Here is a 14,466-nt window from a genome sequence, read left to right as displayed (position 1 = left end):
TCAGGCTGCGCTCCATGGATTCCCGCACGCATGACGCGTATGCAGCGCAGGACGGACACGCCGCCGGGGGCCGCCCGGCCGGCCGGGCGTTCGCCACCGAGGCCGTGCACGCCGGCCGCGAGGACCTCGCCGAACTGGGGCTGCACGCCCCGCCGTTGGACCTCTCCACGACCTACCCCAGCCGGGACAGCCGCGCCGAGGCCGCCCGGATCGACGCCTTCGCGGCCGACGGCGCGGAGCTGACCGGGCCGCCCGTCTACGGCCGGATCGGCAACCCGACCGTCGCCCGCTTCGAGACGGCGCTGGCCCGGCTCGAAGGCACCGAGGCCGCGGTCGCGTTCGCCAGCGGCATGGCCGCGCTCAGCGCCGTCCTGCTGCTCCGCAACTCGCTCGGGCTGCGGCATGTCGTCGCCGTACGACCGCTGTACGGGTGCAGCGACCATCTGCTGACCGCCGGGCTGCTGGGCTCCGAGGTGACCTGGACCGACCCCGCGGGCATCAGGGACGCGCTGCGGCCGGACACCGGACTCGTCATGGTCGAGTCCCCGGCCAACCCGACGCTCGCGGAGATCGACCTGCGCGCCGTCGCCCACGCCTGCGGATCGGTGCCGCTGCTGGCGGACAACACCTTCGCGACCCCGGTGCTGCAACGGCCCGTCGAGCAGGGAGCGCGCCTGGTGCTGCACAGCGCCACGAAGTACCTGGGCGGGCACGGCGACGTGATGGGCGGCGTCGTGGCCTGCGACGAGGAACTGGCGCGCGGACTGCGCCAAGTGCGCTTCGCGACGGGCGGGTTGCTCCATCCACTCGCCGGATACCTGCTGCTGCGGGGCCTGTCGACGCTGCCCGTACGGGTCCGGGCCGCGTCCGCGACCGCCGCCGAACTCGCCCGCCGCCTCGCCGACGACCCGCGCGTCGCCCGCGTCCACTACCCGCGGATCGGGGGCGCGATGATCGCCTTCGAGGTGCACGGCGACCCGCACGCGGTGATCGGCGGGGTCCGGCTGATCACACCCGCGGTGAGCCTCGGCAGCGTCGACACGCTCATCCAGCACCCGGCCTCCATCAGCCACCGCATCGTCGACGCGGACGACCGCAGGGGCGCCGGGGTCAGCGACCGGCTGCTGCGCCTGTCGGTGGGCCTGGAGGACGTCGAGGACCTGTGGGCCGATCTGCGGGGGGCGTTGGGCGCCGAGCAGGCCGCCGACCGCCCGGCCGAGGAGGTCGCGGGAAGCCGGTGACCGCGTGTGCGGACCCGGCGGATCGCCGCGCACCGGGGGATGACTCCGGTGCGCGGCATACCGTTCGAGCGTACGCGAGCGGGTGGCCTTCCAGGGAATCGGAACGATCAATTCCGGCCGACTTCCGGCAGGCTTCGGCCATCTCAAGCCTCCCGCGTCACAAGGGAGTTACCGCTAGGGGGCTCGTCACACGCGCGTGACGGCCGCCAACGCCCGTACGCCCTCCCGGATCCGGGAAGGCGACAGATGCGCGTACCCGAGCACCAGCCGCACCGCCTCGTCGGCCACCGTGCCGTACGCCGCCAGCGGACGCACCGCCACGTGCTCCGCCGCCCGTGCCAGGAACCGCTCCCGCGGCCCGTACCGGTCGGGCAGGCGGGCGATGACATGCAGCCCGGCCGCGATCCCGGACACCTCGGCGCCGGGGAAGTGCTCCGCCAAGGCGGCCACCAGGGCGTCGCGGCGCTCCCGGTACGCGCGTTGACAGCGCCGCAGATGCCGGTCGTAGTCGCCGCGCTCCACGAACCGGGCCAACAGCGCCTGGTCGAGCACCGGATGCCCGAGGTCCATGGTCCGCTTCCGCTCGGCGACCTCCTCGGCGAGCGCCTCCGGTACGAGCAGCCAGCCGAGCCGCAGCCCCGGCGCGAGCGACTTGCTGACCGAGCCCGTGTACGCGACGTGCTCCGGATCGAGTCCTTGCAGCGCGCCCACGGGGGCACGGTCGTACCGGAAGTCCCCGTCGTAGTCGTCCTCGATGACGAGCCCGTCGACCGAGCGGGCCCAGTGCAGCAGTTCGGCGCGCCGACCTGCGGAGTACGCGATCCCGGACGGGAACTGATGGGCGGGCGTGGTGACGACCGCCCGGACCCGCGACGCGTCCAGCGGCCCGACCGCCAGCCCGTCCCCGTCCAGGGGCAACGGCACGGCGGTGATGCCGGTGGCGGCGTACAGGGTGTCGTGCTCGGGGCTGCCCGGGTCCTCCACGCCCACGGTGCGCACCCCGCGCGCGTGCAGCACGTGTCCCAGCAGTGTGAGCGCCTGCGCCACTCCCGAGACGACCACGAGGCGCTCGGGGTCGGCGGCCACGCCTCTGCGCCGCGCGAGCAGCCCCGCGAGCGCGACCCGCAGCCGGGGCAGTCCGCGCGGGTCCGGGTATCCCAGCGTGTGGTGCGGGAGTTCGGCCAGCACCGCGCGGTGGGCCGCCGCCCAGGCCGCCCGCGGGAACAGCGACAGATCCGGGGTGCCCGGCAGGAAGCCCGTGTGGGCGGCGGGGGAGGGGCGCGGGGCGAGGTCATGGGCGCGAGGGTGCGCCGCCCGCACGGCACCGCTCACCCAGGTCCCCGCGCCCCGGTCGGCGCGCAGATACCCCTCGGCGGTCAACTGCTCGTACGCCTCCGTCACCAGCCCCCTCGACACACCGAGATCGGCGGCGAGTTCACGGCTCGACGGCAGCCGTGTGCCCGCGGCGAGCCGCCCCGCGCGGACCGCCTCCCGCAGCGCCGCCTGCAAGGCGCGCCCACGCGCGCGTGCCGGTACCCGGGCGGCCGGAAGCAGCAGCTCCCAGGCGGCGGTCCAGGGCGCCGACCCGTCCGGCGCGGACGGCGGCTGACCGGGCGCCGGTGCCGAAGTGGTCCCCGATGACGTCATGGAAGTGGACCTTAACCCGGACCGCCGCCCTGCCTAGCGTCGCCCGTATGAACGTCACCACCGCGCGCGGAGCCCTGCTCGCCGCGCTCGCCTGTGTCCTCGTCGGAGGATCCTTCACCGCCAACAGCGTCCTCGGCCACTACCCGTACGCGGGCGGCCAGTTCCTGCGCTACGCCCTCGCCTGCCTGCTGCTCCTGCCCCTGGTCGGCCGCGGCGGCGCGGCGGCGCTGCGCGGCCTCGGTCCCCGCACGTGGGGGCGCCTCGCCCTGCTCGCCGCGGTCGGCATGGTGGGCTTCAACCTCGCCGTGCTCGCCGCCGAACGCTCCGCCGAACCGGCCGTGCCGGGTGTCTTCGTGGGGTGTGCCCCCGTGGTGGTCGCGGTCGTCGTGCCGCTGCGGGAGGGGCGGCGGCCCCGGCGGCAGGTGCTGGCCGGGGCGTCGCTCGTGGCCGTCGGCGCGTTCACGGTCCAGGGGTGGGGCCGTACGGACGGCGCCGGCATCGCCTTCTCCCTGGGCGCGCTCGTGGGGGAGGTCGGCTTCGCGGTGCTCGCCGTGTCCGTGCTGCGCCCGCTGGGGCCCAGGCTGCTGACGGCGACCGTCTGCGGGATCGCGGCCGTCGAGTCGGCGGCGGTCGGAGCGGCCGTGGACGGCGGCGACTGGCTGCGCGTGCCGGACGGTACGGAGACCGCCGCGCTGCTGTGGCAGGCGGCGGTCGTCACCGTCGTCGGCTTCGTGTGCTGGTACATGGGCCTGCAACGCCTCGGGACCGAGCGCACCACCCTCTTCTCCGGGCTCATCCCGGTCGCCGCCGCCTGCACCGCGCCGCTCGTCGGCACCGGCGCGTACGGGCCCGCGCAGGCGGCGGGCAGCGCCCTGGTCGGGGCCGGAGTGGCCCTGGGCTCGGGCGCGTTGGGCCGGAAGCGTCGACCGGACGACGGCTCAGCGGCTGCCGTCCAGGATGACCCGCGCGACCAGCGCCGGGTCGTCGTTCATCGGGACGTGGCCGCAGCCGGGCAGCCGGATCAGCCGGGCCTGCGGGATGAACCGCTTCGCGCGGGCGCCCTGGCGGCTCACCAGGACCAGGTCCCTGGTGCCCCACGCGACGGTGACCGGCAGCCCGGCCACATCGTCCGTGAACCGGACGGACGTGCCCGCGCGCAGGCTCTCGGCGAACCCCTCGGCCTGGGCCAGCGCGAGCGTCTCGGCGACGACGGCCTCGGGTGAACGACGCCCGGGGTGGGCGTAGATCGTGCTCGTCAGCACCGTACGCCCGGCCGCCGTGTGCGACAGCCGCTCCACCACCGGCAGCGGCATGCTCCGCGCGGCCCGGCGCATCGCCGCCAGGACCGTGAACGCGTACCGGCGCTCGGCCGGGGTCCAGAACCCCGCGGGCGCGAGCGCGGTGACGGACCGTACGAGCCGCGCGCGCCCCAACTCCAGCGCCAGCAGGCCGCCCATGGAGTTGCCCGCCACATGCGGATGCTCGATCCCCAGCGCCGCGCACAGCGCACCGAGCGCGTGCACCTCGGTCGTCAGGTTGTACGGGAGCCCGTCCGGCAGCCCCGGTGAGGCGCCGCAGCCGGGCAGATCGACCGCGATGACGTCCCGCTCGGTGGCGAGGATGTCCAGCACCGGGTCCCAGGCCTGCCGGTGATGCCCGATGCCGTGCAGCAGCAGAAGCGGTTCGCCGTGGCCCCTGCGGGCGTAGGAGACGGTCACGGCGCGCGGGCCGTGCGCGGAGGGGAGCGGGAAGGAGACGGTGGCGGCCATGGTGCCCATGGTGCGGGGCCCCGTCGGGCGGCGCCACCGGCCCGGCGGACCCGTGTGCTCGGGCTTGTGTCCGCCACGACGTGCCCGGCTTGTGTCCGGCGCGACAGCGGTTCCGTCTGGACACGGGCCGAGGACGTCGGATGGGATGGCACGGTGACCATCGACACCGTGACCGATGTCTTCGAGGAGCACCGCAGCGTCCTGATGGGCGTCGCCTACCGGATGCTCGGCCGGATCGCCGACGCCGAGGACGTGGTCCAGGAGGCCTGGCTGCGCTGGTCCGGCGCCGACCGCGACCCCGTCCGCGAACCGCGCGCCTACCTCGTCCGTATCACCACCCGGCTGGCCGTCGACCGGCTGCGTCAACTGCGGGCACGCAACGAGACGTATGTGGGCCCCTGGCTGCCCGAGCCGTACCCCACCGCCTTCGGCGACACCGTCCCGGACACGGCCGAGCGGGCCGTGCTCGCCGACTCCGTCTCGCTCGCCGTCCTCGTCGTCCTGGAGTCCCTCTCGCCCCTGGAACGGGCGGTGTTCGTCCTCCGCGAGGCCTTCGGCTACCCCTTCGCGGAGATCGCCACCACCCTGGACCGCAGCGAGGCCGCGGTGCGCCAACTCGCCGCACGCGCGCGCAAGCACGTCGACGAACGGCGCCCGCGCTACGAGGTGGACCCGGCCCAACGCCGCGATCTGACCGAGCGGTTCCTCGCCGCGTCGGCCGGGGGCGACCTCGACGGACTGATGCGGCTGCTCGCCCCGGACGTCAAGCTGATCGGCGACAGCGGCGGCCACGCCAAGGCCCCGCTGCGGATCATGGAGAGCGCCGACAAGGTCGGCCGCTTCATGGCCGCCGTCGGCGGCCAGGGCGTCCCCGACGCGTCGTTCCGCTTCCTGGAGGTCAACGGCGCTCCGGCCCTGCTGCGCCTGTCCGGCGGCAAGCCCGAAACGCTCCTCCAGATGGACGTCGCCGACGGGCGCGTGCAGTGCCTCTACATCATCCGCAACCCCGAGAAGCTGGCACACCTGCCCCGGCAGTAGCGGACGACCCCATGACGGCGAGGCCCGCGTCCGTGCGTGTTCACGGACGCGGGCCTCGCCGTCGTCCGCTGCCGCGTCGCCTGCGGCATCGGCCTCGCGAACGTCGCGTGAACGCTTCGCGGCAGGGCGCTCCCGCGCGCCGCGGGGGTTGGAGAATTGGTCTTGACCAAGGGTGGGGGCCGCCTTATCGTCGCTGAGAAGTGCAACAACCTTTCATAAACAAGGGCGCTGAAACACCGTGCCGGTCACGGCGATCGCGGAGGACAGGGTGGGGACCACGCAGCTCGAATCGGTGCCGGAGCCGAAGTACTGGCAGCTCAGGACCGCGCTCACCGAAGCACTCGACTCCGAGTTCTCCGTGGGCGAGATCCTGCCCAACGAACGCGACCTCGCGGCCCGCTTCGGCGTCGCCCGCGCCACGCTCCGCCAGGCCCTCGAACAGCTCGAGCTGGAAGGCCGGTTGCAGCGCCGCCGAGGCGTCGGCACCACGGTCGCGCCGCCGCGCGTCGGCGTGGCCGTCGGAGCCGAACGGCACACCTGGCCGGGCGCGGCCGACGACGCCTGGCTGCCCACCGACTGCGTGCTCGCCCCACCGCCCGCCGCGGTCGCCGACCTCCTGGAGACCGGCCGGGACGAGCCGGTGCACACCGTGCGCCGCTCCCGGACGACGCACCTCCAGCCCGTCGCCACCGAACTGCTCTACGTCCCGCGCCGGTCGGTGCCCGCCCTGCCCGCGATCGACACCCCCTCGGGCACCGCACGCGCGCGTGCCGTGCTGCGCGAACTCCAGCGCCTGCCCCTGGACGGCCAGGACCAGTCCGTCGAACTGGGCTCGGCGGGCGCCGAGGACGCACGCGAACTCGACCGGCTGCCCGGCGCCCCCGTCCTCCTCGTCACCACCCGCTTCCACACCGCGGGGCGCACGGCGGCCGTCTCCATGGCGACGTACCGCGCCGACACCTGCCGACTGACCTTCGGCGCCTTCGGCGGCGTCGAGATCCACCACGACCCGCAGCGCCACGCCTCCTGACCGCAGGAGACCGGTTCGTTCACCGCCGCGCCGTCGACGCGCCCTCCACCGCGAACAACTGCTCCTCCACGTGGTCCAGCGCCAGCCGCAGCGCCCCCGTCGCCACGGCGGCCTCGCCCAGCCGGGACAGGGTCACCTTCGGCGGGCGCAGACAGTAGCGGGACAACTCCTCGCGCAGCGGGTCCAGTACGCCGTCCAGGCCCGCCGCCCAGCCGCCGATGACCACCAGCTCGGGGTCGAGGGCCAGCACGAGCGCCGCCACGTCGTGCACCAGCCGCTGGAAGAAGCGGTCCACGGCCGCGCCCGCCCGCAGATCGCCCTCGCGGGCGAGCGCGAACACATCGGCGACCTGCTGTTCGTCCAGCGGCTTCAGCGGCTCGTCCGTGGTCGAGAGCAGCGTCTCCGGGGCCGCCTCACGGCCGAGCAGATGCAACGCGCCGATCTCCCCGGCCGCGCCGCCGAAGCCGCGGTGCAGCCGTCCGCCGATCAGCGACCCGGCACCGGGACTCAGCCCCGCCAGGACGAACACGATGTCGTCGGAGTCGACGGCCGCGCCCTTCCAGTGCTCGGCGACGGCCGCCGCGTTGGCGTCGTTCTCGACCAGCACCGGGCACTTGAAGGAACGGCTGAGCCGCTCGCCGAGCCGTAGCCCGGTCCACTCCGGCAGCGCCATGCCGAGGCGCACCGTGCCGTCCGCCTCCACGATGCCGGGGCTGCCCACCCCGACCGCGCGCAGCGACCCCCGTGCCACACCGCAGCGGCGCAGCAACTCGGCGACCGTGCCGCGCAGCCGCTCCAGCCGCTCGTCGGCCGGTGCCGTCTCGGAGACCTCCTTGGAGAGGGTGCCCAGCTCCCGGCCGTCCAGGTCGGCGAGCACCGCGGTCACCCGGTGCGCCCCCACGTCCAGGCCCAGCAGATGGCCCGCCTCGGCCCGGAACCGGAACCGCCGCGCGGGCCGCCCCTGTCGCCGGGCGGCGCCCTCCTCGGCGGCCTTCTCCACCACCAGCCCGACCTCGATCAGCCCCTCGACCACGCCCTCGACGGTCGGCCGGGACAGCCCCGTCACCCGGGTGATCTCGGTGAGCGTCGCGCAGTCCACGGCACGCAGCGCGTGCAGCACCACCGCCGAGTTGATCCGTCGCAGCAGAGAGGGATCCCCGCCGGTCAGCCGCCCCAACGTCCGTCCTCCCAGCTTGTGCGCGTGTTGGGCGGATCGTACTCGGCGCCGCGCGTGCCCGCGAGGGCCGGTCCCACCGGATCAGCCCGGCGCGACGAACCCCGACTCGTACGCGGCGATCACCGCCTGGGTGCGGTCGCGCGCGCCGAGCTTGGCCAGGACCGCGCTGACATGGGACTTGACCGTCTCGGTGCCCACCACGAGACGGGCGGCGATCTCCGCGTTGGCGAGCCCGCGCGCCATGAGCCGCAGCACCTCCGCCTCCCGCTCGGTCAGCTTGGCCCGCTCCAGTACGGCGCGCGCGGGCCGGTTGCCGCCGCGGTCGCCGAAGCGGGCGGCGAGCTGCCGTATGGAGGAGGGGAACAGCAGCGACTCGCCCTCGGCGACCGTGCGGACCGCGTTCACGATCTCGGCGGGGCGGGCCCGCTTGAGGAGGAACCCGTCGGCGCCCGCGCGCAGCGCCTCGTACACGTACTCGTCCTCCTCGAAGGTGGTCACCACGAGGATCTTCGGCGGATCGGCCACCGTACGCAGCACCGCGCGCGTGGCCTCGATCCCGTCCAGCAGCGGCATCCGTACGTCCATCGCGACGACGTCGGGCCGCAGTTGACGCACCAGCGGGATGACCGCCGCCCCGTCCGCCGCCTCGCCCACCACCTCGATGTCGGGCTGTGACCCCAGCACGGCCCGAAGCCCCGTACGGACCAGAGGTTCATCGTCGACAAGCAGGACGGTGATCGGCATTTGCCCAGCCTAGATCAACTCAACGGCAGCTCCACCCGCACCTGCCAGTCCCCCTTCTCCGGGCCGGTCACCGCGCTGCCGCCGAGCAGCGCCGCCCGTTCCCGTATGCCCCGCAGGCCGCTGTCCCGTACGGGCTCGCAGAACGGGGTCGGCAGCGCGTTGCGCACCTGGAGGAGGAGCCGGTCGTCCGCGACCGCGACGCGGACCCGCACGGGGACGGCGCCCGCGTGCCGCAGCACGTTCGTCAGCGACTCCTGGAGGATGCGATAGCCCTCGCGCGAGACCGGCCCCGGCAACGCCGTGAGCCGACCGGTCACTTCCGCGTCCACCGTCGCCCCCGAGGCCCGCGCCGACTCCAGGAGCCGGTCCGCGTCCGCCAGCGTGGGCCGCGCGCTCGCCGGACGCTCGCTCTCGCGGAGCACGCCCAGCACCCGCTCCAGATCCGCGAGCGCGGCCCGGCCGGTCTCCTCGATGGCGCCCAGCGCCCGATCGGTGAACTCCGGATCGCCCGCCGCGCGCGCCGCTCCGGCCTGCACCACCGCCACCGTCAGGGCGTGCCCGATCGAGTCGTGCAACTCCCGTGCGATACGCGTGCGTTCGAGCAACTGCTCGGTGCGCTCCTCCAGGGCGGCCAGCCGCTCGGCGGCGGACGGCCCGAGCAGCCTGCGCGCGCAGGCCGTGACCAGCGCGCCCAGGCCGACGACCGCGCCGTACAGGGCGAGCAGCGGAAGCGGCGACAGCAGGGCCCAGGCACGGGACGGCGGGAGCTGGTCCAGCAGCGGGACGTCCGACGGCGTGATTCCCCAGGCGCAGCGCGCCAGTTCGACCGTCAGGAGCAGCAGCCAAACCGAGGCGGCGCAGACCACCCAGCCGAGCACCCAGCGCAGCTCCAGCCACACCACCGTACGCAGCCGGTCCCGCCAACTCGTGGCCGACTCCACGGAGATGCCGGAGTCCGGCACACCGGGCGTCAGCAGCAGCCGCGCCTGCACCCCCTCGCCCATGCGGACGGCGGGCAGCAGCCCCACCGGGGCGAGCACCAGGGCGGGCACCCAGGGGCGCGACAGATCGATGAAGAGCCACACGCTCTCCACCAGCATGGGCACCAGCAGATGCAGCAACCGCGTGTACGTCGTCCCGAGCACGAGCGGGCGCAGAGAGCGAACCATGAGGAGATCGTCGCAGGTCGGCCCGGCGGCGGACCTCCCCCGCAGGGGGGAGACGATCTCCACCCGCGGGGGAGTCGCGGGCTGCCGCGAACCGACAGGCTGAAGCCATGACCGACATCGACGTACGAGACCTCACCAAGGAGTACGGCTCCCGGCGGGCGGTGGACGAGCTGACCTTCAGCGTCCGCCCCGGCCGCGTCACCGGCTTCCTCGGCCCCAACGGCGCGGGCAAGTCCACCACCATGCGGCTCCTCCTCGGCCTGGACCGGCCCACCTCGGGCACCGCCACCATCGGCGGCCGGGCCTACGCCCGACTCCACGAGCCGCTGCGCCGGGTGGGCGCCCTGCTGGACGCAGGCGCCGCGCACGGCTCCCGCACCGCCCGTGACCATCTGCGGGCCCTCGCCGCGAGCAACCGCATCCCCGTCGGGCGGGTCGACGCGGTGCTGGAACAGACCGGCCTCGCCGAGGTGGCCCGGCGCCGGGTGAAGACCTACTCCCTCGGCATGCGCCAGCGGCTCGGCATCGCCGCGGCCCTGCTCGGCGACCCCGAGGTGATCCTCCTGGACGAGCCCTCCAACGGCCTCGACCCCGAGGGCATCATCTGGATCCGCACGCTGTTCCAGGACCTCGCCGCCGAGGGCCGTACCGTGCTGGTCTCCAGCCATCTCATGAACGAGACCGCCTCGTTCGCCGACCATCTGGTGATCCTCGGCCGGGGCCGCCTCCTCGCGGACACCCCCGTGCAGGAGTTCATCCGGGCGCGCGTCCAGCCCGAGGTCAGGGTCCGCAGCACCGACGCCGACGCGCTCGGCGAGCTGCTCGTCCGGCACGGCCACGACGCCACCCGGCACGAGGACGGCGCGTGGAGCGTACGGCAGGCGCGCGCCGAGGACCTCGGCCGCATGCTCGCCGACGCGGGCGTGCCCGTACTGGAACTGGCCGCCGAGGAAGGCACCTTGGAGCAGGCCTACCTCGATCTGACCGCCGACGCAGCCGAGTTCACCGCCCAGCCTCAGGAGGCCTGACCATGTCGTTCACCCCGGCTCTGCGCGCCGAACTGATCAAGATCTGGACCCTGCGTTCGCTCGTGGGCTCCCTGGCCGCGATCCTGCTCACCACCGTCGCGTTCTCCGCGCTCGTCTCGTCCTCCCCCGACGACAGCGACCCGGACCAGTTGTTCCAGATCTTCTTCGGCTTCAACTTCGGGGAGATCGCCGCCATCGCCTTCGGCGCGACGGCCGTGGCGGGGGAGTTCCAGGGCGGCGCGCTGCGGCTGACCCTGGCGGCCACGCCGGACCGGCTGCGCTGGTTCGCCGCCAAGGCCACATCCATCGCGCTGCCCGCGCTCGCCGTCGGACTGCTCACGGGAATGGCGACGGCCGTGGTCGGCAAGGCGGCCTTCGGTGACTCCGGCCCGAGTTGGGGCCAGGCGCTGCGCGGCGCCCTCGGCTGCGGGCTGCAACTCACGCTGATGGCGCTGTTCGCGGCGGGGGTCGCCGCCGTGCTGCGCAGCGGTGTCGCGACCCTGTCGATCCTGATCCCGTTCCTGCTGATCGTGTCGTTCGTCGTGGGTGACATGTCCGGCGGCGTCGCCGACTTCCTGCCCGACCGCGCCGGTCAGATCGCTCTGCACAGCACGTGGGACGGCTCCCTGGGCCCCTGGACCGGCCTCGCGGTCTCCGCGCTGTGGGCGGCGGCGGCCCTGGTGGCGGGCGCCTGGACGCTCCAGCGCAGGGACGCCTGACGGCCGGCCGCGCCCGGCGTGTGCCTGCCGGGGTACTACTCCTGTGCGGCCAGCCGCAGTCGGGCGTACTCCTCCGCCATGGTGGCCGCCGTCCAATGGGCGTTCAGCCCACTGGGGTTGGGCAGGACCCAGGTCCGGGTGGCGCCGATCGTCCGCTCCTGGGGGCCGATGGCGGCCTTGCGGTCGCCGAAGGCCGCCCGGTACGCGGTGACGCCGACCACGGCCAGCCAGCGGGGCCGCAGCCGCTCCACCTTCGCGCCGAGGAGCCGCCCGCCCTCCCGGTACTCCTCGGCGCTCAACTCGTCGGCCCGCGCGGTCGCCCGCGCCACGACGTTGGTGATCCCGAGCCCGTGCGCGAGCAACTCGCCCTGCTCGGACGGCTCGAACCGCCGGGGGGTGAACCCGGACAGATGCAGCACGGGCCAGAAGCGGTTGCCGGGGCGGGCGAAGTGATGGCCCGTCGCGGCCGTCATGAGGCTCGGGTTGATACCGCAGAACAGGACGGTGAGGCCGTCCGCGACCACGTCCGGCACCGGACGGTCGCGGGCGGCCTCCAACTCCTCCCGGGTGAACCGGGTCAGAGGATCGCCCCCGGTGTGTAGCCGGCCGCCTCGGGGTGCTGCTTCAGGATCTCCTCGACCCGGCCGACGACCGTCGCGACCTGGTCGGCCGCGGCGCCCGTGAAGGACAGCTTGTCGGCCATCAGCGCCGCCAACTCCTCGCGGTCCAGCGGCAGTCGTTCGTCGGCGGCCAGCTTGTCGAGCAGGTCGTTGCGCTCCGCGCCCTGTTCGCGCATCGCGAGCGCGGTGGCGACGGCGTTCTCCTTGATCGCCTCGTGCGCGACCTCGCGGCCGACCCCGGCGCGCACGGCGCCCATGAGCACCTTGGTCGTGGCGAGGAACGGCAGATAGCGGTCCAGCTCACGGGCGACGACGGCGGGGAAGGCACCGAACTCGTCGAGCACCGTCAGGAACGTCTCCAGCAGACCGTCCAGCGCGAAGAACGCGTCCGGCAGCGCCACCCGGCGCACCACCGAACAGGACACGTCGCCCTCGTTCCACTGGTCGCCCGCCAGCTCGCCGGTCATCGAGGCGTACCCGCGCAGGATGACCATCAGGCCGTTGACGCGCTCGCAGGAGCGGGTGTTCATCTTGTGCGGCATCGCGGAGGAGCCGACCTGGCCCGGCTTGAAGCCCTCGGTGACCAGCTCGTGCCCGGCCATCAGCCGGACCGTCTTCGCCAGCGAGGAGGGCGCGGCGGCCAACTGCACCAGCGCGGTGACGACCTCGTAGTCGAGCGAGCGCGGGTAGACCTGGCCGACCGAGGTGAACGCCTGCGAGAAGCCCAGGTGCCCGGCGATCCGCCGCTCCAGCTCGGCGAGCTTGCCCGCGTCGCCGCCGAGCAGGTCCAGCATGTCCTGCGCCGTGCCGACCGGGCCCTTGATGCCGCGCAGCGGGTAGCGGCCCAGCAGCTCCTCGATCCGGGCGTACGCGACGAGCAGTTCGTCGGTGGCGGTGGCGAAGCGCTTGCCGAGGGTGGTGGCCTGCGCGGCCACGTTGTGGGAGCGGCCGGCCATGACCAGCTCCGCGTACTCGCCCGCGAGCCGGGCCAGGCGGGCCAGTACGGCCACCGTGCGGTCGCGCATTAGCTCCAGCGAGAGCCGGATCTGCAACTGCTCGACGTTCTCCGTCAGGTCCCGGGAGGTCATGCCCTTGTGCACGTGCTCATGCCCGGCGAGCGCGTTGAACTCCTCGATCCGCGCCTTCACATCGTGCCGGGTGACCTTCTCGCGCTCGGCGATCGAGGCGAGGTCGACCTGGTCGAGGACGCGCTCGTAGTCGGCGATCGCCGTGTCCGGCACCTCGATGCCCAGGTCCTTCTGGGCGCGCAGCACGGCGAGCCAGAGCTGCCGCTCCAGCCTCACCTTCTGCTCGGGGGACCAGAGCGTGGCGAGCTCGGCGGAGGCGTACCGTCCGGCGAGGACGTTCGGGATACGGGGCTTTGCGGGCGCAGCAGTCACGTCAACGGATTCTACTGGCGATTCGTGCAGGCCAGCGCCGCGGGCGGGTTCGGCGGAACCTACGAGAGACCGCTCGGGCCCTCGTACGGCAGCAGGTCAGGGCGCTTGGCCGGGAGGCCGTCGCCCGACGAGCGGCCCGTCAGCCTGCGCCCTATCCACGGCAGCAGATACTGCCGGGTGAAGCGGACGTCCTCGGTCCGGCGGGCGATCCAGCGCGGGCGCGCGGTCGCGGGCGGGGGCGTACGCCACTGCGGGTCCTGCGCCTCGTAGCCGAGCGTCTGCCAGACGGCCTCCGCGACCCGGCGGTGCCCGTCGGCCGTCAGATGCAGCCGGTCCACGTCCCACAGGCGCGGGTCGGACAGTGACGGGGCGCCGTACAGGTCGACCACGAGCGTGCCGTGCCGTGCGGACAGCTCGTCGACACAGGCGAACAGCTCCTCCATACGAGGGCGGAAGCGTTCGAGGACCGGGCCCTGGCGGCCGGGGCTGCGCATCAGGACGAGCCGCTCGCACGACGGGGCCAGCCGCTCGACGGCCTCCGTCAGCAGCCCGCGTACGCGCCCCATGTCGCACTTGGGCCGCAGCGCGTCGTTGAGCCCGCCGACCAGCGTGATCACATCGGGGCGCATCGCGGCGGCGAGGCCCACCTGCTCGTCGACGATCTGCCCGATCAGCTTGCCGCGCACGGCGAGGTTGGCATACCGGAATCCGGGTGTGCTCGCGGCCATCCGGCCCGCGAGCACATCGGCCCAGCCGCGGTAGGAACCATCGGGCAGCCGGTCCGACATGCCCTCGGTGAAGGAGTCGCCGACCGCGACCAGGCTGGTGTAGGTGGGGTTCGTCTGCATGGCGCCGTCGATGGTATCCCGCACACATACCCGCCG

At 74.1% G+C, this 14,466-nt stretch carries 13 protein-coding genes and 1 pseudogene; 6 read left to right on the top strand and 8 right to left on the bottom strand.

The window, feature by feature from the left end; translation table 11 throughout:
* Nucleotides 1-14: 14 nt before the first annotated feature.
* Entirely contained in the window at nucleotides 15-1,241 is a 1,227-nt protein-coding gene (locus ACZ60T_RS05450; protein WP_469664590.1) for a trans-sulfuration enzyme family protein, read from the top strand.
* A 186-nt stretch (nucleotides 1,242-1,427) separates the two neighbouring features.
* Here the strand turns inward: ACZ60T_RS05450 and pdxR are convergent, their stop codons facing one another.
* Nucleotides 1,428-2,888 (bottom strand): MocR-like pyridoxine biosynthesis transcription factor PdxR, encoded by a 1,461-nt coding sequence (pdxR, locus tag ACZ60T_RS05445; protein WP_469664588.1) that lies wholly within the window; start codon nucleotides 2,886-2,888, stop codon nucleotides 1,428-1,430.
* Between pdxR and ACZ60T_RS05440 the strand changes: the two are divergent.
* A pseudogene (locus tag ACZ60T_RS05440) lies at nucleotides 2,879-3,340 on the top strand (EamA family transporter); the annotation flags it as partial. The gene pdxR and the pseudogene ACZ60T_RS05440 overlap by 10 nt on opposite strands.
* A gap of 486 nt (nucleotides 3,341-3,826) precedes the next feature.
* Here the strand turns inward: ACZ60T_RS05440 and ACZ60T_RS05435 are convergent.
* Nucleotides 3,827-4,657 (bottom strand): alpha/beta fold hydrolase, encoded by an 831-nt coding sequence (locus tag ACZ60T_RS05435; protein WP_365629729.1) that lies wholly within the window; start codon nucleotides 4,655-4,657, stop codon nucleotides 3,827-3,829.
* A gap of 153 nt (nucleotides 4,658-4,810) precedes the next feature.
* Here ACZ60T_RS05435 and ACZ60T_RS05430 point away from each other — a divergent pair, with 153 nt between their 5' ends.
* Together ACZ60T_RS05430 and ACZ60T_RS05425 are read left to right on the top strand one after the other, a co-directional pair.
* Nucleotides 4,811-5,695, top strand: a complete 885-nt coding sequence (locus ACZ60T_RS05430; RefSeq protein ID WP_469664586.1) for an RNA polymerase sigma-70 factor — start codon at nucleotides 4,811-4,813, stop codon at nucleotides 5,693-5,695.
* Between the two features lie 268 nt (nucleotides 5,696-5,963).
* A complete protein-coding gene (locus tag ACZ60T_RS05425) occupies nucleotides 5,964-6,725 on the top strand; it encodes a GntR family transcriptional regulator (protein WP_469664584.1) in 762 nt (253 codons plus the stop codon).
* A gap of 19 nt (nucleotides 6,726-6,744) precedes the next feature.
* On the opposite strand, the gene ACZ60T_RS05420 is transcribed toward ACZ60T_RS05425, so the two are convergent.
* From ACZ60T_RS05420 to ACZ60T_RS05410, 3 genes are all read right to left on the bottom strand, one after another.
* Nucleotides 6,745-7,902, bottom strand: a complete 1,158-nt coding sequence (locus ACZ60T_RS05420) for an ROK family transcriptional regulator (protein ID WP_365629720.1) — start codon at nucleotides 7,900-7,902, stop codon at nucleotides 6,745-6,747.
* 81 nt (nucleotides 7,903-7,983) lie between these two features.
* Nucleotides 7,984-8,646 (bottom strand): response regulator transcription factor, encoded by a 663-nt coding sequence (locus ACZ60T_RS05415; RefSeq protein ID WP_365629717.1) that lies wholly within the window; start codon nucleotides 8,644-8,646, stop codon nucleotides 7,984-7,986.
* A gap of 14 nt (nucleotides 8,647-8,660) precedes the next feature.
* Nucleotides 8,661-9,815 (bottom strand): sensor histidine kinase, encoded by a 1,155-nt coding sequence (locus tag ACZ60T_RS05410; protein WP_469664582.1) that lies wholly within the window; start codon nucleotides 9,813-9,815, stop codon nucleotides 8,661-8,663.
* Nucleotides 9,816-9,922: 107 nt separating this feature from the next.
* Here ACZ60T_RS05410 and ACZ60T_RS05405 point away from each other — a divergent pair, with 107 nt between their 5' ends.
* On the top strand, nucleotides 9,923-10,843 hold the full coding sequence (locus ACZ60T_RS05405; RefSeq protein ID WP_365629711.1) for an ABC transporter ATP-binding protein: 921 nt from the start codon (nucleotides 9,923-9,925) through the stop codon (nucleotides 10,841-10,843).
* Nucleotides 10,844-10,845: 2 nt separating this feature from the next.
* Nucleotides 10,846-11,562 (top strand): ABC transporter permease, encoded by a 717-nt coding sequence (locus ACZ60T_RS05400; protein WP_469664580.1) that lies wholly within the window; start codon nucleotides 10,846-10,848, stop codon nucleotides 11,560-11,562.
* A 35-nt stretch (nucleotides 11,563-11,597) separates the two neighbouring features.
* On the opposite strand, the gene mug is transcribed toward ACZ60T_RS05400, so the two are convergent.
* From mug to ACZ60T_RS05385, 3 genes are read right to left on the bottom strand one after another with little or no spacing between them, the layout of a single operon-like run.
* Nucleotides 11,598-12,143, bottom strand: coding sequence for a G/U mismatch-specific DNA glycosylase (gene mug, locus ACZ60T_RS05395; protein WP_469664774.1), 546 nt, complete (start codon nucleotides 12,141-12,143; stop codon nucleotides 11,598-11,600).
* Complete coding sequence (gene purB, locus ACZ60T_RS05390) at nucleotides 12,140-13,582, bottom strand: adenylosuccinate lyase (protein WP_469664578.1); 1,443 nt, start codon at nucleotides 13,580-13,582, stop codon at nucleotides 12,140-12,142. The genes mug and purB overlap by 4 nt, the downstream gene beginning before the upstream one ends.
* Nucleotides 13,583-13,641: 59 nt before the next feature.
* Nucleotides 13,642-14,430, bottom strand: a complete 789-nt coding sequence (locus ACZ60T_RS05385; protein ID WP_469664576.1) for an SGNH/GDSL hydrolase family protein — start codon at nucleotides 14,428-14,430, stop codon at nucleotides 13,642-13,644.
* Between the last annotated feature and the right edge of the window lie 36 nt (nucleotides 14,431-14,466).

The organism is Streptomyces sp. NPDC104371 (assembly GCF_055583785.1).
Note: the sequence above shows the minus strand (reverse complement) of the source record. Positions and strands in the feature narration are given on the sequence as shown.

Excerpts from the sequence above, each read along its gene's own strand:
- ACZ60T_RS05450 (WP_469664590.1), top strand. The coding sequence starts at position 15 with ATGGATTCCCGCACGCATGACGCGTATGCAGCGCAGGACGGACACGCC.
- pdxR (WP_469664588.1), bottom strand. The coding sequence starts at position 2,888 with ATGACGTCATCGGGGACCACTTCGGCACCGGCGCCCGGTCAGCCGCCG.
- ACZ60T_RS05435 (WP_365629729.1), bottom strand. The coding sequence starts at position 4,657 with ATGGCCGCCACCGTCTCCTTCCCGCTCCCCTCCGCGCACGGCCCGCGC.
- ACZ60T_RS05415 (WP_365629717.1), bottom strand. The coding sequence starts at position 8,646 with ATGCCGATCACCGTCCTGCTTGTCGACGATGAACCTCTGGTCCGTACG.
- ACZ60T_RS05410 (WP_469664582.1), bottom strand. The coding sequence starts at position 9,815 with ATGGTTCGCTCTCTGCGCCCGCTCGTGCTCGGGACGACGTACACGCGG.
- ACZ60T_RS05405 (WP_365629711.1), top strand. The coding sequence starts at position 9,923 with ATGACCGACATCGACGTACGAGACCTCACCAAGGAGTACGGCTCCCGG.
- ACZ60T_RS05400 (WP_469664580.1), top strand. The coding sequence starts at position 10,846 with ATGTCGTTCACCCCGGCTCTGCGCGCCGAACTGATCAAGATCTGGACC.
- ACZ60T_RS05385 (WP_469664576.1), bottom strand. The coding sequence starts at position 14,430 with ATGCAGACGAACCCCACCTACACCAGCCTGGTCGCGGTCGGCGACTCC.